General features: G+C 28.6%; 19 protein-coding genes and 2 rRNA genes. 13 read left to right on the top strand and 8 right to left on the bottom strand.

Annotation, left to right across the window (positions count from 1 at the left end; all coding sequences use genetic code 4):
* Positions 1-142 precede the first annotated feature (142 nt).
* The 8 genes from GE118_RS01100 (at position 143) to rplS (ending at position 6,861) form a co-directional block, all read left to right on the top strand.
* Positions 143-2,296 carry a HinT-interacting membrane complex protein P80 gene (locus tag GE118_RS01100; protein ID WP_158763618.1) on the top strand — a complete coding sequence of 718 codons (2,154 nt, stop codon included), beginning with the start codon at positions 143-145 and terminating at the stop codon, positions 2,294-2,296.
* Positions 2,296-3,579: a HinT-interacting membrane complex lipoprotein P60 gene (locus tag GE118_RS01095; protein ID WP_158763617.1), complete on the top strand. Its 1,284-nt coding sequence runs from the start codon at positions 2,296-2,298 to the stop codon at positions 3,577-3,579. Before GE118_RS01100 ends, GE118_RS01095 begins: the two co-directional genes overlap by 1 nt.
* A gap of 8 nt (positions 3,580-3,587) precedes the next feature.
* On the top strand, positions 3,588-3,905 hold the full coding sequence (hinT, locus tag GE118_RS01090; RefSeq protein ID WP_158763616.1) for a histidine triad protein HinT: 318 nt from the start codon (positions 3,588-3,590) through the stop codon (positions 3,903-3,905).
* A gap of 3 nt (positions 3,906-3,908) precedes the next feature.
* On the top strand, positions 3,909-4,967 hold the full coding sequence (locus tag GE118_RS01085; RefSeq protein ID WP_158763615.1) for a S66 peptidase family protein: 1,059 nt from the start codon (positions 3,909-3,911) through the stop codon (positions 4,965-4,967).
* A 197-nt stretch (positions 4,968-5,164) separates the two neighbouring features.
* Positions 5,165-5,455, top strand: coding sequence for a Vmc-like lipoprotein signal peptide domain-containing protein (locus GE118_RS01080; protein WP_158763614.1), 291 nt, complete (start codon positions 5,165-5,167; stop codon positions 5,453-5,455).
* A gap of 119 nt (positions 5,456-5,574) precedes the next feature.
* On the top strand, positions 5,575-5,823 hold the full coding sequence (rpsP, locus tag GE118_RS01075; RefSeq protein WP_158763613.1) for a 30S ribosomal protein S16: 249 nt from the start codon (positions 5,575-5,577) through the stop codon (positions 5,821-5,823).
* Positions 5,823-6,515 (top strand): tRNA (guanosine(37)-N1)-methyltransferase TrmD, encoded by a 693-nt coding sequence (gene trmD / locus GE118_RS01070; RefSeq protein ID WP_158763612.1) that lies wholly within the window; start codon positions 5,823-5,825, stop codon positions 6,513-6,515. Before rpsP ends, trmD begins: the two co-directional genes overlap by 1 nt.
* Complete coding sequence (gene rplS / locus GE118_RS01065) at positions 6,505-6,861, top strand: 50S ribosomal protein L19 (RefSeq protein WP_158763611.1); 357 nt, start codon at positions 6,505-6,507, stop codon at positions 6,859-6,861. Before trmD ends, rplS begins: the two co-directional genes overlap by 11 nt.
* A 63-nt stretch (positions 6,862-6,924) precedes the next feature.
* Here the strand turns inward: rplS and GE118_RS01060 are convergent, their stop codons facing one another.
* Both GE118_RS01060 and ligA read right to left on the bottom strand, forming a co-directional pair.
* A complete protein-coding gene (locus tag GE118_RS01060; RefSeq protein ID WP_158763610.1) occupies positions 6,925-7,728 on the bottom strand; it encodes a DUF5378 family protein in 804 nt (267 codons plus the stop codon).
* The gene (gene ligA, locus GE118_RS01055) at positions 7,728-9,713 is read right to left on the bottom strand and encodes an NAD-dependent DNA ligase LigA (RefSeq protein ID WP_158763609.1); all 1,986 of its coding nucleotides are present in this window, start codon (positions 9,711-9,713) and stop codon (positions 7,728-7,730) included. The genes GE118_RS01060 and ligA overlap by 1 nt, the downstream gene beginning before the upstream one ends.
* Positions 9,714-9,811: 98 nt before the next feature.
* Between ligA and GE118_RS01050 the strand changes: the two genes are divergently transcribed.
* Both GE118_RS01050 and GE118_RS01045 read left to right on the top strand, forming a co-directional pair.
* On the top strand, positions 9,812-10,945 hold the full coding sequence (locus tag GE118_RS01050) for a trigger factor-related chaperone (RefSeq protein ID WP_158763608.1): 1,134 nt from the start codon (positions 9,812-9,814) through the stop codon (positions 10,943-10,945).
* Between the two features lie 25 nt (positions 10,946-10,970).
* Positions 10,971-12,023 carry a hypothetical protein gene (locus tag GE118_RS01045; protein ID WP_158763607.1) on the top strand — a complete coding sequence of 351 codons (1,053 nt, stop codon included), beginning with the start codon at positions 10,971-10,973 and terminating at the stop codon, positions 12,021-12,023.
* A gap of 27 nt (positions 12,024-12,050) precedes the next feature.
* Here GE118_RS01045 and GE118_RS01040 read toward each other — a convergent pair whose 3' ends face one another.
* The 5 genes from GE118_RS01040 to ftsY all read right to left on the bottom strand — a co-directional run bounded on the left by GE118_RS01040 (position 12,051) and on the right by ftsY (position 17,358).
* Entirely contained in the window at positions 12,051-12,866 is an 816-nt protein-coding gene (locus GE118_RS01040) for an HAD-IIB family hydrolase (protein WP_158763606.1), read from the bottom strand.
* A 46-nt stretch (positions 12,867-12,912) separates the two neighbouring features.
* Complete coding sequence (gene parE / locus GE118_RS01035) at positions 12,913-14,835, bottom strand: DNA topoisomerase IV subunit B (RefSeq protein WP_158763605.1); 1,923 nt, start codon at positions 14,833-14,835, stop codon at positions 12,913-12,915.
* Positions 14,836-14,915: 80 nt separating this feature from the next.
* A complete protein-coding gene (dnaJ, locus tag GE118_RS01030; protein ID WP_158763604.1) occupies positions 14,916-16,031 on the bottom strand; it encodes a molecular chaperone DnaJ in 1,116 nt (371 codons plus the stop codon).
* Between the two features lie 51 nt (positions 16,032-16,082).
* Complete coding sequence (locus GE118_RS01025) at positions 16,083-16,319, bottom strand: sigma factor-like helix-turn-helix DNA-binding protein (protein ID WP_158763603.1); 237 nt, start codon at positions 16,317-16,319, stop codon at positions 16,083-16,085.
* Entirely contained in the window at positions 16,309-17,358 is a 1,050-nt protein-coding gene (gene ftsY / locus GE118_RS01020; RefSeq protein ID WP_158763602.1) for a signal recognition particle-docking protein FtsY, read from the bottom strand. The genes GE118_RS01025 and ftsY overlap by 11 nt, the downstream gene beginning before the upstream one ends.
* Before the next feature lie 141 nt (positions 17,359-17,499).
* Between ftsY and rpmB the strand changes: the two genes are divergently transcribed.
* The 3 genes from rpmB (at position 17,500) to GE118_RS01005 (ending at position 22,729) form a co-directional block, all read left to right on the top strand.
* Entirely contained in the window at positions 17,500-17,691 is a 192-nt protein-coding gene (rpmB, locus tag GE118_RS01015; protein WP_158763601.1) for a 50S ribosomal protein L28, read from the top strand.
* 392 nt (positions 17,692-18,083) lie between these two features.
* Positions 18,084-19,588: ribosomal RNA gene (locus GE118_RS01010) — 16S ribosomal RNA — on the top strand.
* 300 nt (positions 19,589-19,888) lie between these two features.
* A 23S ribosomal RNA gene (locus tag GE118_RS01005) occupies positions 19,889-22,729 on the top strand.
* The 16S and 23S rRNA genes sit together here, the layout of an rRNA operon.
* Before the next feature lie 270 nt (positions 22,730-22,999).
* Here GE118_RS01005 and GE118_RS01000 read toward each other — a convergent pair.
* Entirely contained in the window at positions 23,000-24,286 is a 1,287-nt protein-coding gene (locus GE118_RS01000; protein WP_370452049.1) for an MAG4530 family protein, read from the bottom strand.
* Positions 24,287-24,444: the final 158 nt, after the last annotated feature.

Genomic DNA, 24,444 nt, shown 5'->3' with positions numbered 1-24,444 from the left:
TTTAAAATACATCAATTATTTGATGTATTTTTTATTAACTAGCAAATTATCTAAGCATAATAAATAATTATAATTTGATATAATTAACATAAAAATTACCTAATTAAAATAAATTATTTTTAATAAGGAATATAGGAGATGTATGGCAAAAAATCAAAAATCATTCTTTGAACGTTTAAGTGAATTAAATGATAAACATGAACAAAAACATGCTAAACAAAGTACTAATCGTTCAAAAAGAAAAAAACTCTCAATTGCTATTTTGAGTGCTTTAGGTGTTGGTGTAATTGGTGCAATTGCAATCCCTTTAGGTATTGCTAATAATAAAATTAATTACGTTCAGCCTTTAGATTCAAGCGTTTCAGTAATTGGGTTTAATGATCAAAATAATTCAAACAATAATAATCAAATTAGTGTTGGTCAATTAGTATCTAGATTAGACAACAATGATAAAGAAATTAAAAAAGATATTGATAAGTTATATCGTAAATTAGTATTTTACTGATATCAAGAAGAAGCACAATACTCAATTCAATATCAAGCTAAAATTAATGCTACCTTAAAAGATAATGAACCAAGAATTACTAATATTGCTTTACCTTCATTAGAAGATATTAAAACTAAACAAAGAAATGCAATTTTAGATCAAAAAATTAAATTTCAAACTCAAAGACCTCAAGGATGACAAGATAGCTTTAATAAATATTTAGCTAATGAAAAAAATGGTAATAGCAAAACAATTGATGAAGCTGTAGAATATTTAACTTTTAAAGAAGTTGAAAAACAAGCAACTAGAAGATTTAGAATTCAAATTATTGATGCTAATAAATCTTGATTAAAAACAGCAAGCAGCGATATTGAAACAAAAAATAGTTTAGGTAATACAGGGATTAGTGGAGGAAAAATTGTTGTTAAAAAAGGTGATTTAATCTTCCCAGATTTAAAAGATGGTAGTGTTTTAGATAATTGAAACGATAATAACAACGTTTTATATTTTGCTAATAGCTCAAATGATAATATTAAAATTTTAAAAACCGAATCATATGTACCTGCATATATGTCACCAATTAGTCAAATATCAAAATACTTTGATTCAAATAAATTATTAATCAATACAATTATTCCGCTTCCAGGAAAACAAGAAGGTGAAATAGTTCCAAATTGAACTTTTGATCAAGATGATAAGAATTATTTACAATTTTTACTTTCTTACACATATAACAATGATGATAAACAAGAAAATACAGTTGTTCCTTATTTGGATAAAATGAAACAACTATATTTACCTGCAAGTAAATATATTGTTAATGATAACTTAAGTCAACAAACTAAAGAGTATAATATTTTCTTAAAAGGTTCTACTAATAATAAAGTATCTAATTTAGGCACTAGTGGAATTCAATCACTAGATAGCATTCTTATTAATGATGCAAGTGTAGGTATTGGTTCAATTATTGACCAATTAAAAGGTGAAAATAATAGTACTGTTCAATTAGCAAGCTTTAGTTTTGCTAATTGATTAAAATTGCCTACTGAATGAGAAAATAAAATTAATGCTATTAAAGCAAAAACAGATATTTCAAGGCAAATTAAAGTAGAACAAATTAATAATGTTATTGAAGATTTCATTAAACAAATTTCTAATAATAAAGATTTAATGAATGAATATTTACAAACTAGTTATTTACCTAACTTCAACAGCACCAATAATGAACAAAACACATTTAGTAGCTTCTTCAAAGTAAGTGATATGAATGATAATGGTGGAGGATACATTGTTTTTAACAATGGTAAACCACAATGAATTAGAACTGAGTTTTTAAACAAAGAGCGATATATTAATTTATTAAAATCTGATTTAGAAGCTTATGCAAACCAAAAAACTCAATATCTTAATGTTAATAAAACATTATCAATGGACTTTAATGAATTCCAATTAATTGCTAATGTTTTTAAATTAAATTCTAATGATGAACTAGTTGATTCAGATTTATTAAAAGATCTTTTAAAAGATACAAAAACTGATGCTGATAAAACTAAAGAAAAACAAGAAATTGTTAAATTAATTAAATATAGTAAATCAACTCAAGAATCATTAAAAGCGGTTAATAATATTAAGATTTTATCTAACGTTTCAAAATACTTAAAAGATCAAACTAAAGAGCAAAATAACTTAAACTTTAGTATCGCTAATGGAGAAATTAGTATTAAATTAACTTCAGGTAATCAAAATGCTAAAAACGTAATTAAGAATGCATTAAATGAATTAAATGTTTTAAATAAAGGAGGAAAATAATGAAATTAAAAAATAAATTATTATGATTAAGTTCATTAAGTATTGTTCCTTTATTTACATCATTATCAGTTGCTTGTGGTAAAACCCAAGATTCACTTGATAAAATTAAGCAAGATAATGAGTTTAAAAATAAGCAAATTCCTGAATATGCTACTGAATTTTGAACAGCTCAAACATTAGCTAGTTTATACAATGTTAATTTGGCTAACACAAATTTTGAAGAAAAATTAATCAAAGAAAAATTCTTAGCAAATGCTGATTATAAAGCAAAAGCTTATGAAGTATTTAAAGCTTATTATTCACTTTCATTATTTAAAGATGATCAATTTTTAGCAAAACAAATTGAAATGCAAAAAGATGGAATTAATATTATTGATCCATCAGTTGCAATGGTTGTAAATAATTTTGCTGCAAATCCTAATGAATTAAATGAAGATGTATTTTTAGCATTATACAATGCTAAAAATTCTACCTTATATCGTTTTATTAATAATGTTTTATTAATTAATAAATATTTTGAAATTAATAATAAAGACCAATTAGAAAAAATTAATTCAACTGAATTTGATAAAAATAAAGATAAATATGATTTAAATTACTTTAATTTAATTTCTTATACTTTAGATAAAAAATATGCATTATTATGAGAATATAAAAATGACAGTAATTTTAACATATTAAATAACTATGGTTATACATTTAAAAATACTACTGAATACAATGATTTTTTAGGTAGCAAAGATATTAATAAAGTTACTTTTGATAACTTCTATTTATCTCCTAAAAATAAAGTGTATGAGCAAAATCTTTTAGGTTTTGTCGGAGTTAAATCATTAAATAATAATCCAGATTACAATACTACTGCTTTAGTTTCAGATAACAATGATAATAATGTTTATTCAGGATTTTACAATACTGAAAAAGGACAATTGGTTCCAGTAACTATTGAACAAAATGTAGGTGTTTTAAAAGAACCTTTAAGTGTATTAAATTCAAATGCTAAAGATACACAATCTATTTTTATGTCATATATGAATTTATTACTTCCTTCAATGTCAGAATTTACAGTAGATAATAAAGCGGTTAAAAAATTAAGTTTTAAAGATTCGTATTTAAAAGATGAATTACTTAAAATCCAAACATGATTTGCTGTTGAAGATAATACATTATTAACTAATGCTCAAAAAGCATTTGTTAAACTTGGTTATTCTTTAAAAGAAGGTAAATCAAAAGAAATTAATGAACAAATTAATAAATTACCTTTTGTAGAACAAAATAAATAAGGATTATAATGGAAACAATTTTTAGCAAAATAATTAATAAAGATATTCCTGCAAAAATTCTTTATGAAGATGATTTAGTTATTGCTTTTTATGATATCAATCCAAAACAACCAGGTCATTTTTTGGTAGTTCCTAAAAATTACTCAAAAAATTTAATTGATATCAATGATAATGATTTTATTTATTTAGTATCTAAAGCTAAAGAATTAGCTAATAATTTAATTATTAATAATCAAGCTAAGGGTTATAAATTACAAGTGAATAATGAACCTTGTGCAGGTCAAGAAGTATTTCATACACATATTCACATTATTCCTTATAAATAATAAATGAAGAAATTACAATTAAATGACAAACTAACTGTTGTTAGCTTGTCATCTGGAGCTTTAGGTGAACCTTTTTGTGCTCATCAATATGCTCTAGGAATTAAACGGATTAAAAAATTAGGTCTTAGACCTAATTTTTCTAATTCTTGTTTAAAAGGAATTGACTTTATCAAGAATAACCCTAATGAACGAGCTAAAGACTTAATAGAATCATTTTTAGATACTGATACTAAAATAATTCTTTCGGCTATAGGTGGAGATGATACTTATAAAACTATAGGTTACATATTAGATAATCAAAATCATATTAATGCGATTAAAAATAACCCTAAAATCTTTTTAGGGTATTCTGATAGCTCTATAAATCATTTGATGTTAAATAAAATAGGAATTACTAGTTATTATGGACTTTCTTTCTTAACTTGTATTGCAGAATTAGATGCTAAAATGCTTGATTATTCACTTAAATCATTTAATAATTTATTTACTGATAAAGACTGAATTTATCAGCCTAGTAATGTTTGATATGAAGAAAGGACTAATTTTAGTCCAACTGAATTAAATACTTCTAGAATAATGCATCAAGAACAAAATGGATGAATTAAAATCCAAGGAGATGATTATTTAGAAGGTTATTTATATGGTGGATGTATTGAAAGTTTATACGAATTAGTTTCTGGTTCTAGATATTTAGAAAAAAAGCAAGTTAATTTAAAATATCAATTATTAGATAATATAGCTTTAAAAGAAAATAAAATTATCTTTCTTGAAACCTCAGAATCTAAATCAAATCCTGATTATTTAAAATTGATGCTTATTGCATTAAAAGAACAAGGTTTATTTAATAATGCTAGTGGCATTATTATAGGTAAACCTCAAAATGAAGTATATTTTGATGAATATATCAAAATATATCAAGAAGTATTTTGTGATAGTAATTTAACTATTTACTACAATTTTAATTTTGGCCATAGTTATCCAAAGATGATTTTACCTTATGGAAATAAAGCTTTTATTGATATTAAAAAGCAAGAAATGATCATCAAAAACAATTTAAAATAAATAATTTAACCTTAATTTAAAACATTTATAGTTGAATAAATCTTATTTATATTGAATACTGTATTCATATATATATATATATATCCAATATATTAGGATTTCAAGCATTATTGTTTTATAAAATAATTTTTTCATTTAAAAAAACCATAACCATATTAATATTTAAGTTATTATACGTATATTTTAAGGAGAAACGAATGAAAAAATTATTATTATCATTATCAACAGTTGCAGTTGCTGCAACACCAATTATCGCTGTTGCTTGTTCAAGCAAGAAAGATAAATTAATTGAATTACTTACTAAAAAAGAAGCTGAAATTAGAGACAGAATGTTAGAAAGTGCTAAAACAAAAGAAGAAAAACAAAGAATTAGAAGCGCTTATGATAGCAAAGTGGAAGAAATTAAAGAAAGAGTTAAAAAATTATCTGACGAAAGAGTTAATCAAGAATTAGAAGCAGAAAAAGGTTTAGGAGCAATTTTAAAATAATTAATAAAAAACACAACACAAAATAATTTTTTTAGTTGTGTTTTTTATTTTATATTTTATAATATAAAGGCAAATTAAGTGTCAAGCACTTATGCTTGACAGCAAATAGGAGGACAAATATGGTAAAAATTAGATTAAAAAGAATGGGGAGCAAATTTAGACCAGTTTACAAAATTGTTGTAGCTGACGCTAGAGCTCCTCGTGATGGAAAATTTATTGAAGCACTTGGACACTACAATCCTACAACTAAAGAACTTGTTTTAAATAAAGAACAAACAGCTGCATGATACAAAAAAGGTGCACAACCAACAATGACAGTTGCTAACTTATTCAGAGCTCACAAACTAACTGAAGAACTTAAAAAATAATGAAAATCAACTTTTTAACACTTTTCCCAAATTATTATGAACCTTTTATTAATGAAAGTATCATTAATAAAGCAATCGAAAAGAAATTAATAAGTTTTGATGTTGTAGATTTTAGAAACTTTAGTCAAAGTAAACATCGTAAGGTTGATGATGAAATTTATGGTGGTGGTCATGGGTTATTACTTCAAGTAGAACCTATTGATTTAGCTTTAGATTCATTAAAAGATCGTGGCGGATATAAAATATTAGTTTCACCTCAAGGTAAAGTATTTAATCAAGAAATAGCCAATGAACTAGCAAAACAAGATCAAATCACCTTTATAAGCGGTAGATACGAAGGTTTTGATGAAAGAGTAGTTGAATTAGTGGATATAGAATTATCAATTGGTGATTATGTATTAACTGGTGGAGAACTACCTTCAATGGTAATGGCTGATAGTATTGTTAGATTAATACCTGGAGTTATAAAAGAAGAATCACATACATTTGATTCATTTCAAGGAAAAGGTTGATTAGATTATCCTCAATATACAAGACCAAGAGAATATAAAGGAATGAAAGTTCCTGAAGTATTATTTGGTGGAAATCATAAAGAAATTCAAGAATGAAAAGAAAAAGCTCAAAGAGAAAAAACTTTGAAAAATAGACCAGACATTTTTGAAAGAATTGAAAGGATGAAAGATGAGAAATAATTTATTAGAGTTAGTTGAAAAATCACAATTACGTACAGATTTAGTAGAATTCCAAACAGGAGATAATGTTAAAGTTCACGTACGTATTCGTGAAGGAGAAAAAGAAAGAATTCAGATTTTTGAAGGATTAGTAATCTCTAAAAAAGAATCTGGTTCAAGAGAAACTTTTACAGTTAGAAAAATGTCATATGGAATTGGTGTTGAAAGAACTTTCCCTCTTCACTCACCATTAATCGCACACATCGAAGTTGTTCGTTCAAATAAAGTTCGTAGAAAAAGATTATACTTTATGAGAGATCGTAAAGGTAAAAGTGCAAGACTTAAAGAAATTAAAAGAAATAAATAATTCCAATTTGCCCTATTTATTGGTTGAATATTCAACATTCAACATATAATTAAAAAAATCATCCTAGGATGATTTTTTTATATTCTTAAAATAATGATAAATATGCTTCTTGTGTTTGTGTAAAGCTGCTTTAATTAATAAAGATGAGTTAATAAAAATATACGCCATACCAAAACCAACAATAATAACATATGGGAAATCAACTTTAAGGATTGGGATTACATTTTCATATTCCCCTCCAGGTCTTCAATCACTTTCTCTAATTCCTGTTACATTGTGTAATACATCTAAAGATAAAGAAATAAATGCTACATAAATAAAGTATAAAGCTGCAGTAATGTGTGCATAAATGACATCACTATATTTAGGTTTAGTATAAAAAATAAAACTAATGGTACCGCTTACTGCTAGATATCAATGCATTAAAAAATATAAACGATTAACATCGGTACCTATAAATAAGTATTTTAAAGTGATATGATCAATAGTTTCACTTAAAGGGATGGTAGGTAAAGTAATATAACCACCAACTATAGACATAATACTAAAAATGTAAATAACTCTACCCTTATTATCAAATAAATATGCAAAACTAATTAACAAAGCAAAAGCGGGGCATCAATCTAAAAAGAATATTCTAGACATAATTCCACTATATCTTGCGTTTAAACTAGGATTATTATCTTGGTAAATAGTAATTAGTTCTTTAATATCAATTGAATATCTAAAGATTATGAAATATATTAAAAATATTAATGATCAAGCAATTTGAGTATATCGATTATTAATTTTGGGAAAGAATTTAATTAATAATGAACCTATTAAAATACTAATAAAAGTAATAAAAACAAAAATAAAAACTTGCATTATTTAATTAACTCATTAAATTGCTCTTCATTAATGACTGAGATATTTAATTTTTGTGCTTTAGCTAATTTGCTTCCAGATTTTTCTCCCGCAAGCAAATAATTAGTATTTTTGCTAATAGCACTAGTTACTTTTCCGCCATTGTTTTCTATTAATTCTTTAAAATAATTACGATCTTTAGATAATGAACCTGTAATTACAAAAATTAAACCTTCTAATTTTTGACTATTTGATGTAGTTTGATTTGTATAAATTAAAATTTCATCTAACTGTTTTAATAATTCTTGATTATTAGAATCTTGAATGTATTCTGCAATAGAAGAGGTAATTTTGGTACCAATAGTATTAATTGTTTCTAAAATACTTAAATTTAAATTAATTAAATCATATAATTTATCAATTTCTTTAGAAATTAAACCAGCAACTTGATAACCAATGTGCTTGATTCCTAAAGCAAATAACGCTTTTTGAAGAGTAATATTTTTTGATGCTTCAATTGCATCAATAATGTTTTGAGTTTTCTTTTCTTGATATAAAGGTAATGATAAAATACTATCTTTTTTATTTTTTAAATCAAAAATAGAAATAAAATCAGTGATTAAACCAATCTCATAAAATTGTCTAATAGTTGATTCTCCTAATGCAACAATATTTAAAGCTTGACGTGAAACAAAATGAACTAATTGTTTAATTTTTTTCTCATCACAATTAGGATTTAAACAAAATTGATCAACATTATCATCAATTTCCTCTAAAATTGATTCACAAGCTGGACAATTTAGAGTTTTAGGTAATATATCATTACTATTTTTTGAAACTAAAGCAATAATTTTAGGAATAATTTCTCCAGATTTAATAACTTTAACTTCATCATTAATATTAATATTAAGATTATAAATAAAATCATAATTATGCAAGGTTGCAAATGTTACAGTGGTTTGATTTAATTCAATTGGTTCTAATTGTGCAACATAAGTAATTTTACCTGAACGACCTACTGTGGTTTTAATATCTACAATTTTTGTTATAGCTTCTTCAGTTTCATATTTAAAAGCTATTGCATATTTAGGGAATTTAGCTGTAAAACCTAATTTATTTCATTGATTAATATCATCATATTTAATAACTAAACCATCACAATCATAATCAAATGTATTTTTAAGATCTTTAAATTCAGAAATTTTAGTTTTTAAATCAGCAAATGAATTAGCTAAGTAACTATATTCATTAGTGTTAAAATTTAAATCTTTTAAAAAATTAATTACTTGAATTTGAGAAGTTAAATTATGTTCTAAAGGTTGAGCAACATCGTACAAAATAGCATTAAGATTTCTTTGTTTAACAATTTTAGAATCTAATTGTCTTAAAGTTCCACTTGCTGCATTTCTAGGATTAGCAAATGTTTTTGAACCTTCTTTTTCTAATTGTTTATTAATTTTTAAAAAATTAGATTTTCCAAGAAATACTTCACCTCTAACTTCTAAATCTTGATAATAATTAATAAATTTTGGAATTGAGTTTATTTGGTAAATATTTTCTGTAACATCTTCACCTATTTTTCCATCTCCTCTAGTTGATGCTTGAATTAATTTACCATTTTGATATTTTAAATTAATTGATAAACCATCAATTTTAGGTTCAATTGAGAATTTTGGATTTGAATTTTTAGTAATTTTAGTTATATTATCAACAAATTTTTCAATATCTTCAATTGAATAAGCTTTAGCTAAAGAAAGCATAGGTATTTTATGTGTTACTTTTTGAAATTTGCTATTAGCAAATGCTCCAACATTAATTGTTGGGCTATTTTGTTGAATAAATTCAGGGTATAATGACTCTAATTCTTCAAGTTCTCTTAATAATAAATCATATTCTTGATCAGAAATTGTAGGTTGATTTAAATTGTAATAATTATTATTATGCTCATTAATTAAATTAGTTAATTCAATAATTTTTTGCTCAGGTTTTTTATTTATGTTATTCATAAATAAAATTATAAAGGTTATTTATTTAAGTGCTAAATGTTTTTAAAGTTTAGAATAAATTAGTAAAATTTAAATAATAATACCACTAAGGAGAAAAAATGAAATTTGATAGTGAATTAATTAATTTTAATAAAGAAGAGTGAATTAAATATCAAAATGAAACCTTAAATATGCTTAATGAAGTATATAAAGATGATAAAAGCAAAGTAAATCAAGCTTTAATTCTTGAAAATGCAGCATTTTTAGCTAAGTCTAAATTAGATAAAAAATATTACAAGGCTAAAGAAGATTCAGAACATAAAAGAGTTTATTTTGCTCCTGTTTTATTAAATAGTGTTTTAACCGTGGATGAATTAGTTGTAGAAGCTAGATCATATTATTTTGATGAGTTTGATAAATTAGATGTTAATTTCAAACCACAAGCTAAATTTGAATATGATAAAGATCTTGATGAAAAATCACTAGAATTTGCTGATACTTATGTTCAACAATATCAATTTGAAGTTAAATCAGATAGAACCAAAGTAGCAGAAAATGATTTAGTAGAAGTTTCTATTACTGATCCAAATACTAAAGAAGATCGTGTGGGAAAAGTATTAGTTAATGAACAAACTAAGCATTTATTTAGCAATTTAATTGATAAAGAAGTTGGTCAAAACGCAGTTATTAAAGATCCAAGCGGAGTTGATGTAGAAGTTAAAATTCTTGCTATTTATGAATATAAAGCTCAACCAATTACTGATGAAAATGTAGCTCAATTAAACTTAAAAGGTGCAAAAACATTGGCAGATGCTAAAAAAATTATTGTTGATGCAGTGCATGAAGAAAGTTTTGATGAAGCATTAGTTAAATATGGTGAAGAAGTATTGAAAGAAATGGTGCAAAAAAATAGTTTTGTATCAGTAAATCAAGAAATTTTTAGTTATGAATTCCAAAGAATGATTTCTTTTTACAAAGAAATTGATCCTGAAAAATTAAAAGCAGATTTATTTGCAGGATTAACTAATTATTTATGAAGCAATATCTTATTAATTGAGTTTGATTTTAGTATTTCAAATGAAGAAATTCAACAAGAAGGTGCTAAAGTAATGGCTATGACTCAAAATCAAGCAGATATTACAGTTGATAAAATTATGCTAATAATTTTATTTAGAAAAATTGGTCTTAGATTCTTAAAAACATATCAAAATGAAGAATACAACTTAGTAACCAAATATATTTCAGTTAAATAATAAGAGCACAAGCTCTTTTTATTTTATGTACCAGATTAAAAATATTAACAAAATCTTTAATATCGATATAAACCATTGAAATAAATATAAAACTTGTTACAAATATTATTATCATATTAAGGAACTTGATACAACTGTTTTTAATGATCGAGATCTTGCGAATTGAATTGTAAGCACACATTTTAATGAAATATTTCATCTAACTAATAATCAAATTTCAATTTGTTTTAGAATAACTAGATTAAATATTAATACCAATAATGTGAGTATATTTATAAAAACATTTTATTTAGATAAAGATACACTTTATTTAAATAATCAAAATAATCAAGCATATAGTTTTAAAGTTGAGAAAATGAGCAATTTTATGATTGAACATTATTTTGAACTATTGATTCAAAATGAGTTTCATTGCTGATTACCAGTTAAAGACTGATTGCAAAATAATAATTTAAAATTATTGGTTTTTGACAAAATCAACAATAAAACTATTATTAAAGATTATTTTCAAATTTTCAATTATCAAGAAAGAAATTTAGATAATAGTTTAATTAAGAATAAATTAATAAAAATGAATTTAGAATTAATCGAAGTTTATGAATATCGTAAAGTAATGAGCTATGATATTTTGAATTTTTCTATTTTAGATCAAAAAATATTAAATATTAATCAATTTAAGAAAATGATAATTTCACTATTTGAATTAAATCAATATTTAAATCAAATATTAATTAATGAAGAATTACTTTTTGAGCAATTTTACAATGATAATTATTCATATTTAATTCAAGCGGCAAATAGTTGCTCAAAATCACATAAAATGCCAAAACATAAGAAAGATTTATTAAATAAATTAAGCAATCACTTATATTTTGATATTAATTTAATTAAACAAGTTAATCACAAATATGATTTTTATAGCATTATAAGATATTGCAAAATATTTTTTAATAATTCTATTGAATTAAATGAGCATAATATTAATTTATTAATTAATGGTTTAAATAAAATTAAAAATTCAAACAATAAAACTTATATAAAAATTCAAAAGCATTTAGCTTGATTTAAAATGAATTAAAAAAATTAGGTCATTGAACCTAATTTTTTAATCTTTAATAAATTGTTGAATGTATTTAGCCATACCTGATTCATCACAAGTAAATTCTGTAACTTCATCAGACATTGCAATTAATTCAGGAACTGAATTTTTCATTGCTACAAGTTTACCAATTTTACCTTTAGTAGAAGCATCATTTAAAGAATCACCAATGTGAATTGCATCTTTTGGATCGATGTTAAATCTTTGACAATATGCAATTTCAGCATCACCTTTTGAAACATTTGCTCTAGTAATTTCAATAATACTATTAGAACTACCACTTAGAGCAATTTCTAATTTTCCTTCAAATTGTTTTGATCATTTATCAGCTAATTTTCTAATTTTGCGTTTTGAAATAGATCAAATTAAAGCTTTATAAACTGGAAAATCATTATTATATTCTTTATAAATTCTAGCTGTATGTTTTCCAAATCCCATTACCATTTTGTACAATTTATTTCTAACAAAAGCTTGCTCTCTTGGGTTTGAGTTATATACAACAAAACAATTATTTTTAGCTATTTCATTAAATAATTCTTGAGCTAAATCATCATTAATCACTTCTTTAGAAACCACTTCTCCATCAATAACTGTTTGAGCTCCATTTCAAGCAATATAATTGCTTGAACCTAAAGATTCAACTATTTCTTTAGTTCTTTGATTAACACCTCTTCCTGTTGAAACTACTACTGGAATGGTTTGTGAAACTTGTTTAACAATTTCTTTAGTAAATTCCGATGGTCTTTTTTGGAATCACTTTTCTGCTTTAGTATCCATTGTAGTACCATCTAGATCAATAAATATAATTTTTGGTTTATTCATAGTCTCTATTATACTTTAAAGCTTTGAAAATAAAAAATAGATAAGATTATGCAATCTTATCTATAAAATCATCTTCATTACTAAAATCAACATTATTATCAATTCATAATTTTCTATTAGCTACATTATCTCCCATTAAGACACTAACTCTTCTTTCTGCTAGCGAAGCATCTTCAATGGTTGCTTGAATTAAGGTTCGTGATTTAGGATCCATTGTAGTTTCTCAAAGCTGATCAGCATTCATTTCTCCTAACCCTTTATATCTTTGAAGTTCATAAGCACCTTTGATATTATCTAAAATATCTTTTAATTGCTCATCATCTCAAGCATAATGAATTTGCTTATTATTTTTTAAAGTTACTTTATATAAAGGTGGAAGAGCGATGTAAATTTTACCTTGCTCAATTAAAGGTTTCATGAAACGATAGAAAAAAGTAAGTAATAAAATTTGAATGTGAGCACCATCGGTATCAGCGTCAGTCATTATTATAATTTTGCCATATTGAGATTTTTTAATATCAAACTCTTTACCAAAACCTGCACCAATAGTATTAATAATTGTGCTAATTTCATTGTTTTTTAAAATATCGAGTAATTTAGCTTTTTCGGTATTGATTACTTTACCTCTAAGAGGTAAAATAGCTTGATATTTTCGATCTCTACCACTTTTAGCACTACCACCAGCTGAATCTCCTTCGACTAAGAATAATTCTTTTTCTTCAGCTTTTTTGCTAGTTGCAGGAGTTAATTTATCACTAAGTACAATTTTATCTTTTAAAACTTTTTTAGATTTTCTAAGTTCTTGTCTTCTTTTGCGTTCTTCAATTCTTAAATCATAAGCACGTTTAACTTTTTCTAGAATTTTTTTAGCTGTTTGTTTATTTTCAGCAATTCACATTTCTAAATATTTAGATACTATTTCTTCAACTACATTTTTAGCTTCAGGAGTACCTAATTTCTCTTTGGTTTGTCCAACAAATTCCAATAAATGCTCAGGAATTTTAAGTGATAAAATACAGCTAAATCCTTCTCTTATATCTTCACCATCAAAGGTATTTTTACCTTTTAAAATACCTTCTTTAGCTGCAAAATCATTAAAAGTTTTAGTTATAGCACTTTTTAATCCAGTTTCATGAGTTCCGCCATCTTTGGTTTTAACATTATTAACAAAGCTTAAAATTAATTCATTATATGAATCAGTTCATTGAAAAGCAAAATTAACTTCAATTTCTTTTTTAGTATCTATATAAGCTACAGGTTTATTGATACTAATTTTTGAATCGTTAATAAACTCTAAAAAAGCTTCTAAACCATTTTGATATTGATAAGTTTCTTTAATTGAAGTATTTTTATCTTCAAGAGTAATTTTTAAATTAGAAATTAAAAACGAACTTTCTTTTAAACGCTCAGAAATTTTAGAAAAACTTAATTTAGCTTTTTTAAAGAAGCTATAATCAGGTCAAAAACAAACTGTGGTACCAGTTTGGTTTGAGACACCAATTTCTTTGGTTCTTTGAACAATTTTATCTTGATTAAAAATTGTTTCATAAGTTTTACCGTCACGATTAACAATAGCAACAAGTTTAGTTGATAAAGCATTAACAACACTTGAACCAACCCCATGAAGACCTCCAGAAGTCTTATAAGCTCCAGAGTTGAATTTTCCTCCAGCGTGTAATTCAGTAAATACTAATTCTACAGCTGTTTTTGATTGACCTTTAGCTTTTTGAACCGGAATACCTCTACCATTATCACTAACACAAACTGATCCATCAGTATTTAAAGTTACATTTATTTCATTAGCAAAACCTGCAAGAGCTTCATCGATTGAGTTATCAATAATTTCTCAAACTAAATGATGTAAACCATGCACATCAGTACCACCAATGTACATCCCAGGACGCTTTCTTACAGCTTCAAGACCTTTAAGTTGTGTAATGCTATCTGCAGTATATTTATTATCTATCATAGATTTATATTATAAATTAAAATATTTAATTAAATTAATGTAATAAAAAATAGATAAGCATATTACTTATCTATTTTTTATTATTTTTCTTTTTCTACAGCTTTTACAAAATCATCATTGCTGTGATCATTAATATCTTTTAAAACATCTTTTAAACCATTAAGTTCTTTACGTTTAAGATCAGGAACAATAACTTTTAATTTTAGTTTTAAATCTCCGGTTGAATATTTACCTTTAACACCTTTTGAAGGTAAAGAAATAATTTGATCATTTTTATAATTACTTTTTAGTTTAATTTTTACTGGACCATAAGGTGTTGGTACAGTTATTGTGTTTTCAAGAATTAAATCAATAAATGAAACTGGGAAATCTAAATAAATATTGTTTCCTTCACGTTGGAAGAATTTATGAGGTTTAATTCTAACTCCAATATATAAATCTCCATTAGAACCACCATTGTATCCTAATCCACCAAAACCATTTAATCTTAATCTTAAGCTTTCAGAGCATCCTGCAGGAATGTCAATTGATACTTCTTTAGTAATCTTATTATATTTTTTACCTTTACAGTTAGGACATTTATGCAAGATTGTTTTACCTGAACCATTACATTTTGGACAAATAATTTGTTGAACAGTTTGCCCAAAAAATCCATTAGATACTTTTTGTACAATTCCATGACCATTACATTCATCACAATTAATAACATCGCTAGCACTTTTAGCACCACTTCCAGCGCAAGTTAAACAAGTTTCGTATTTATCAAGCTTTTTAACAACAGTTTTTCCATGGATAGCATCCATAAATGAAATATCAAGGATCATTTGTAAATCATCCCCACGTTGAGGAGAATTTTGTGATTTGGTTCTTGAACCACCAAATCCACCAAAAATATTTTCAAAAATATCGCTAAAGCTTCCAGCGTCAAATCCGCCAAAGCCTCCAAATCCATTTCCATACCCTTGTTGACCATTAGTTCCATCATGACCATAAGTGTCATATGCTTTTCTTTTTTGATCATCTGATAAAACATCATAAGCTTCATTTAACTCTTGCATTTTTTGATCACTAGTACCATCTTTTAATTTATCTGGATGGTACTTTTTAGCTAATGAACGATAAGCAGTTTTTATTTCTTTGGTTGTAGCATTTTTATCTACACCTAAAATTTCATAGTAATCTTTCTTTTTACTCATAGTATTTTAAATTTTAGCACATTTATGCTTTATTTGCTAAAAATAAAAGAATTAGGCATCTGTACCTAATTCTTTATCTAGTTTTTCTAATTTTTTAATAGCTTTATTTAAAGCATCATATGCAGCAGTTCTTGTAGTTGCTGTGATTTTAGCAACTTCTGCATATGAAAGATCTTCATAGTAATAAAGCATAAAAACTTGTTTTTGATTTTGAGTGAGTAAATTTTGATATTTTTCAAATAAATCAATATAGCGTGAAACATTTTCGATTGATTTTTTATTGCTCATTAATTAAATCCTTAGTCATTTGATAAATAAATAAATCTAAATCAAACTCTTGAAGATCATCGATTTTTTCTCCAAGACCAATATATTTAACATCTAAATTATATTCATCTTTAATTGATAAAACTATTCCACCTTTAGAAGTTCCATCCATTTTAGTTAATATAATACCAGTAAGATTTGCAACTTCTTTAAAAGATTTAGCCTGAGATAATCCATTTTGTCCAGTAGTTGCATCAAGTACTAATAACGATTCATGAGGAGCAGAAGGTTCGAATTTTGTAATGATTGAAACCATTTTTTGAAGCTCATTCATTAAATTAACTTTGTTTTGTAATCTACCTGCAGTATCTATAATTACTAAATCATAATTTTCATTTTTTGCTTTTTCCATAGCTTGATAAACTACTGAGGCTGGATCTTGTCCTTCTTTTTTAGGTTTGACTATATCTGCATTAATTCTATTAGCTCAAACTTCTAATTGATTTACTGCTCCAGCTCTAAAAGTATCTGCTGCAGTAATTAATACCTTTTTATTTTGTTGTACATATTTATTAGCTATTTTTGCAATTGAAGTAGTTTTACCTGAACCATTAACCCCAACAAAAATAAAAACATTTAATCTATCATCCTTAAAATTTAAATTAGTATCAATAATAGAGTCATTAGTATATATAACAAACATTTGATCAGCAATAATTTCACCGATTAATTTAGTATCGGTGATTTTGTTTAATTTAACTTCATTTTTAATTTTTTCAATAATAACTTCAACTAATTTAAAGTTAATATCTGACATAATTAATATTTCTTCAAGTTCTTCAAAATATTCTTCATTAATTTGATGATATTTGTTTTGTAGTTCTAATATTTTTTTACCAAAACTTGAACTACTATTTAAACCTGATTCATATTTTTTAAACTTATCACTATTAATTACTTCTGAATGTTGTTTTTCTTTAATCTCTTTATTTACCTGTTCAACAGTTTTTGTTTCTTCTTTACGAAAAACTTTATTTATTATTTTTTTAAAAAAGCTCATACTCTTATTTTATTAATTTTTAGCAAAATAAAACTATTTTTGTAAATTGTTTTTTTTTGTTATAATCTATGTGCTTTATACAATAATGTAGATTATATGTATAATTAATTAGCTAATTATTACTTTAGAAAGGAGCTCCTAATGGCAAGAAAAGACGTCTTAACAGGTAAAGGACCTCAATCAGGAAATAAGCGTTCACACGCTATGAATGCTTCAAAGAGAAAATTTAATGTTAACCTTCAAAAAGTTAGAGTTACTATTGATGGTCAAAGAATGACACTAAGAGTAAGTGCTAAAACATTAAAAACTTTAAAAACCAAAGGAATGTTATAATCCTTTATTTATATTTGTATTGATCAAACAAATTAAATTATTCTTAATATATAATTACAAAAACAAGCTAAGCTTGTTTTTTATTTTTATTCATTTAACCTTGTTAATAATATATATCAAATAATGTATTAAGTTAATTTATATAAAACAAAATTATTAAATATAATATGGCGTTTCTTTTTTTGTTATTTTTAACAAAATTTAAAAATTTAGTATATAATAACCTCACGACTATTTAAACAAGAGAACTCAAAAATTTAATGAATTTTTTATTAGAAAAAATCACAAAAAAATATTTTGAAAAATTGTTTTTATTGTTATAATAGTTAAGCAAACAAATTGCTAAAGAAAGTTCTTTGAAAACTAGATATATACAATACATGACAGTCAATTTTTTCGAGAGTTTGATCCTGGCTCAGGATGAACGCTGGCTGTGTGCCTAATACATGCATGTCGAGCGAGGTTCTTTTGAACCTAGCGGCGAATGGGTGAGTAACACGTACTTAACGTGCCCTCTAGATTGGAATAACGCTGAGAAATTAGCGCTAATGCCGGATACTTATTAAAATCGCATGATTTTAATATAAAAGGAGCGTTTGCTTCACTAGAGGATCGGGGTGCGGAACATTAGCTAGTTGGTAAGGTAATGGCTTACCAAGGCGATGATGTTTAGCGGGGTTGAGAGACTGATCCGCCACACTGGGACTGAGATACGGCCCAGACTCCTACGGGAGGCAGCAGTAGGGAATTTTCCACAATGGACGAAAGTCTGATGGAGCGACACAGCGTGCAGGAAGACGGCCTTCGGGTTGTAAACTGCTGTTATAAGGGAAGAAAAAACAGAGGAGGAAATGCCTTTGTCTTGACGGTACCTTGTCAGAAAGCAACGGCTAACTATGTGCCAGCAGCCGCGGTAATACATAGGTTGCAAGCGTTATCCGGAATTATTGGGCGTAAAGCGTCTGTAGGTTGTATGTTAAGTCTGGCGTCAAAACTTGGGGCTCAACCCCAAATCGCGTTGGATACTGGCATACTAGAATTGTGTAGAGGTTAGCGGAATTCCTAGTGAAGCGGTGAAATGCGTAGATATTAGGAAGAACACCAACATGGCGAAGGCAGCTAACTGGGCACATATTGACACTGAGAGACGAAAGCGTGGGGAGCAAACAGGATTAGATACCCTGGTAGTCCACGCCGTAAACGATGATGATTAGCTGATGGAAACCATCGGCACAGCTAACGCATTAAATCATCCGCCTGAGTAGTATGCTCGCAAGAGTGAAACTTAAAGGAATTGACGGGGATCCGCACAAGCGGTGGAGCATGTGGTTTAATTTGAAGATACGCGTAGAACCTTACCCACTCTTGACATCTTCCGCAAAGCTATAGAGATATAGTGGAGGCTAACGGAATGACAGATGGTGCATGGTTGTCGTCAGCTCGTGTCGTGAGATGTTCGGTTAAGTCCTGCAACGAGCGCAACCCTTGTCCTTAGTTAAATGTTCTAAGGAGACTGCCCGAGTAATTGGGAGGAAGGTGGGGACGACGTCAAATCATCATGCCTCTTACGAGTGGGGCAACACACGTGCTACAATGGATGGTACAAAGAGACGCAATACGGCGACGTGGAGCAAATCTCAAAAAACCATTCTCAGTTCGGATTGTAGTCTGCAACTCGACTACATGAAGTCGGAATCGCTAGTAATCGTAGATCAGCTACGCTACGGTGAATACGTTCTCGGGTCTTGTACACACCGCCCGTCACACCATGGGAGCTGGTAATGCCCGAAGTCGGTTTTGTTAACTACGGAGACAACTGCCTAAGGCAGGACTGGTGACTGGGGTGAAGTCGTAACAAGGTATCCCTACGAGAACGTGGGGATGGATCACCTCCTTTCTACGGAGTACAATGATCGTTTTAACGATTAACCTTAACCAGACTATTTTAATAAAAACAGCTTAAATGTTACAAGAATGTCATGTACTATTGATAATAGTCCGATAGATATATCTAGTTTTGAGAGAATTTTCTCTCTATGTTCTTTGAAAACTGAATAGTAAAGATATTACAACGACATCAACAAATTTATATATTAATATGTCAATTTGTTTTGATACCGAGTAATTATTACAATGTAATAATTTATTGAAATGTCTTTGAATATACATCAACAATAGGTAAATATTGAAAAACAACTTTTAAATAAGTAAGAGTGAGTAGTGGATGCCTTGGGTCTGGAAGTCGATGAAGGACGTGATTACCTGCGATAAGCCTCGTGGAGCTGGATATAAGCTACGAAGCGGGGATTTCCGAATGGGGAAACCTAACTAGAGTAATGTCTAGTTGCTATGGAATGAATAAAATAGTTCCATTTGCGAGACACGTTGTGAACTGAAACATCTTAGTAGCAACAGGAAGAGAAAATAAATAATGATTCCATCAGTAGCGGCGAGCGAACGTGGAAGAGCCCAAACCAACTATGTTGGGGTTGTAGGACTACCTACATAAAGTTACAAATCTTTATCATAGCAGAATAAGTTGGGAAACTTAAGCATAGAGGGTGATACTCCCGTATGCGAAATGGTAAAGACTTTTGGTAGTATCCTGAGTAGGGCGGGGCACGTGAAACCCTGTCTGAATCTGCCGGGACCATCCGGTAAGGCTAAATACTAACCAGACACCGATAGTGAACTAGTACCGTGAGGGAAAGGTGAAAAGAACCCCGGGAGGGGAGTGAAATAGAATCTGAAACTACTTACTTACAAGTAGTCAGAGCCCGTTAATGGGTGATGGCGTACATCTTGCAGTATGGACCGGCGAGTTATGTTAACATGCGAGGTTAAGTGGAAAAAAGCGGAGCCGTAGAGAAATCGAGTCTTAATAGGGCGTTTAGTATGTTGATATATACCCGAAACCATGTGATCTATTCATGAGCAGGTTGAAGCTTGGCTAACCCCAAGTGGAGGACCGAACCGTAGTACGCTGAAAAGTGCCCGGATGACTTGTGAATAGTGGAGAAATTCCAATCGAACTTGGAGATAGCTGGTTCTCCTCGAAATAGCTTTAGGGCTAGCGTGTGATGTTAAACTTTGGTGGTAGAGCACTGAATATGGAATGGCCGCGCCTAGCGGTACTGACTATAATCAAACTCCGAATACCATTGTGTATTATCATGCAGTCGGAACCGGGGTGCTAACGTCCCGGCTCGCGAGGGCAACAACCCAGATCGTCGGCTAAGGTCCCAAAATTGTGTTAAGTCAGAAAGGTTGTGAGGTTTCATAAACAACTAGGAGGTTGGCTTAGAAGCAGCCATCCTTTAAAGAGTGCGTAATAGCTCACTAGTCAAGAGACCTTGCGCCAATAATGTAACGGGAGTAAAACACAATACCGAAGCCACGGGTACGAAAGTACGTTAGAGGAGCGTTCTATGTGCGGTGAAGCTAGACTGTGAAGACTAGTGGAGCGCTTAGAAGTGAGAATGCCGGTATGAGTAACGATTTGAGGTGAGAATCCTCAACGCCTATTGGGAAAGGTTTCCTGGGGAAGGTTCGTCCACCCAGGGTTAGTCAGGACCTAAGGAGAGGCTGAAAAGCGTATTCGATGGATAACAGGTTAATATTCCTGTACTACCTTTTACAAGTGATGGAGTGACGGAGAAGGATAGCACTACCTATTATTGGATTTAGGGGTAAGTAGCGACTGGTGAATGTAGTTAAATGCGCATTCTATAACCGGAATCTACGATGCATAGAACTTTTGTTTTAATTGTGTGATTTCATGCTTCCAAGAAAAGCTTCTAAACGTTATAAAGTAAATGGTACCTGTACCGAGAACGGACACACGTTCCCAAGATGAGTATTCTAAGGCGCGCGAGAAAACCAATGTTAAGGAACTCTGCAAAATGACCCCGTAAGTTCGCGAGAAGGGGCGCCAACATTAAGTTGGCCACAGTAAATTGTGAGGGACAACTGTTTATCAAAAACACAGCTCTCTGCTAAACCGCAAGGTGATGTATAGGGGGTGAAGCCTGCCCAGTGTCCGAAGGTTAAGCGGATGCGTTAGCTTATGCGAAGCGTTGAAGTGAAGCCCGGATGAACGGCGGCCGTAACTATAACGGTCCTAAGGTAGCGAAATTCCTTGTCGGCTAAATACTGACCTGCACGAAAGGCGCAATGATCTCTCAACTGTCTCAACATTGGACTCGGTGAAATTATGGTCCCGGTGAAAACGCCGGGTACCCGCATCAAGACGAAAAGACCCCATGGAGCTTTACTACAACTTCGTATTGGAACTTGGCCTAACATGTGTAGGATAGGTGGGAGACTATGAGATTAAGGCGCTAGCCTTAAAGGAGTCGTCCTTGAAATACCACCCTTGGTATGTTGAGTTTCTAACCTGCTACTGTTATCCAGTAGGGGGACAGTGCGTGGTGGGTAGTTTGACTGGGGCGGTCGCCTCCTAAAAGGTAACGGAGGCGTTCAAAGGTACACTCAATACGGTCAGAAACCGTATGTAGAGCGCAAAGGTAGAAGTGTGCTTGACTGCGAGACCTACAAGTCGAGCAGGTGCGAAAGCAGGACTTAGTGATCCGGCTATACGTTATGGAACGGTAGTCGCTCAACGGATAAAAGTTACCCTGGGGATAACAGGCTTATCTTGCCCAAGAGATCACATCGACGGCAAGGTTTGGCACCTCGATGTCGGCTCATCGCATCCTGGAGCTGGAGTTGGTTCCAAGGGTTTGGCTGTTCGCCAATTAAAGCGGTACGCGAGCTGGGTTCAGAACGTCGTGAGACAGTTCGGTCCCTATCTGATGTGGGCGTTGGAATATTGATGAGAGCTGCTCTTAGTACGAGAGGACCGGAGTGGACGTACCCCTGGTGTTCCAGTTGTTTTGCCAAAAGCATAGCTGGGTAGCTAAGTACGGAAAGGATAACCGCTGAAAGCATCTAAGTGGGAAGCCTCCTCAGAGATAAGTATTCCCTTGAAATTCCTTATAGACTATGAGGTTGTTCTTTCCTTGATTTTTTTAATATGATTCAAAAAATAACATTAATAGTTCAAAAGTAGAAGTAAAAAGCAAAAGCAAGAATATATAAAGGAATAAAAAGATAGAAGAAAGAATTTCCTGGATATTTACCTTCGTTGATATATAACCTAATAGTATCTTGCATTGATAAAGTCATAAAAACCAATTCACATGATAACAAAATTATGATTACTATTACAGGAATTATTTTAGCTCTTGATGAGAAATAAACATTATTAAACATCTTGATATCATCAATACTGTTTAAGTTATATTTCTTATTTTGTGAAGTATATTGCATATAAAACCTTTCTTATATCAACAGAAGTATTTGATGAAGGGTAAATAGTAATAAAAGGATTTTCTAGGTTAATAGTTTTGTCAATTTTTAACTCTTTATAAAAGTCATTTAATTGATCTTCATTTTCAAATGTTAAAGTTGTGTTGATTAAATTTAAATCATATTTATTAGTAATGCTTAAGTAAGTATTATAAATATCATTTCTTTTTGCAAGAGTTTTAGCGACTTTATCAAAATGATATTTAACTTCTTTATTTTTTAAAATATCACTTAGATATTTGAAAAGAATTGAGTAATCAAGCATTGAATTTAAATCAAAAAGTTCATTAAATTTAGTTAATATTTCTTGATTGTTATTAATATTTAATTGATCAAGATTTTTATTGATAAAGAATCAAAAACTAAGGTTTGAAGTAATAGCATCAACAACAGTATTGCTAAGCTTTACTTTTTGATCATGATCTAAAAGAGATAACGCAAGATTTAAATCGTTACAAAGTTGTATACATTTTTCTTTATTAGGAGTGCTTGAATTTAAGTATTGAATCAATTGCACTAATTTTGAGCTAAATAATCATGTATTATTAACTACTTTTAAACAATTTTTATCTTCTATATACTTATTAGGAATGTATTTAGTTTTAATTAATTCAACTTTAGTGTTATCAATTGTTCCTTGGAAAAATAATTTATCATTAATTGTGTGATTAGAATTTGTTAACAATGTCTCGATTTTGTCATCTCCATCAGCTGCTACAAAATCTAAGTCATTTGATTTTCTATAATTTCACTTATTTGAAATAGTTATAGCATAACTATCTTGTAAAACATAATTACTATTTTTAAAATTATCCAAAACTTTATTTAAAATTGGATCTTCTGTAACTAAGAATGAATTTAATACATTAATTCTTCTTCTTCTTGAAACTTTAAAATATTTAAAATATATCATTGCATAATATAATGACGTAAATGGGTTTTGGTCATTTTTAACAACTTTAGTTAAGAAAATAATATTTCCTGTAATTTTCCAAGATAGAATTACTAATAAGAATATGCAAATAGATATCAAAACAATTAATGCTATGTATTTTGATTTAGGTATAAATCCATAATACTTTACTAGGTTATTAGCTTCTAAAAGTAGTACAAATAGAGATGCAAACGAAAGCAAAGATTGAATAACAAAAAATATTATTACATTCTTTTTCTTATCGATAACATTTACTAAAAACCAAGTTTTTATTTGTTTTAAAGTGTTCATTTTAATATCCGATCTTTAATTCTATATATTCACTGAGTTTATTTTGTTTTATATATAGAATTAAGTTTGCTCGTATGTGATATTTGATTTATTGAAAACATATTATGTTTCAATAGTGTTAAACCATATGTGCAAACAGTGTGTATAATATCCTACAC

It is taken from the genome of Mycoplasma sp. NEAQ87857 (genome assembly GCF_009792315.1).
In the GTDB taxonomy this organism is placed as follows: Bacteria; Bacillota_I; Bacilli_A; order Mycoplasmatales; family Metamycoplasmataceae; genus Mycoplasmopsis.
This window is presented reverse-complemented; position numbering and strand designations above follow the sequence as displayed.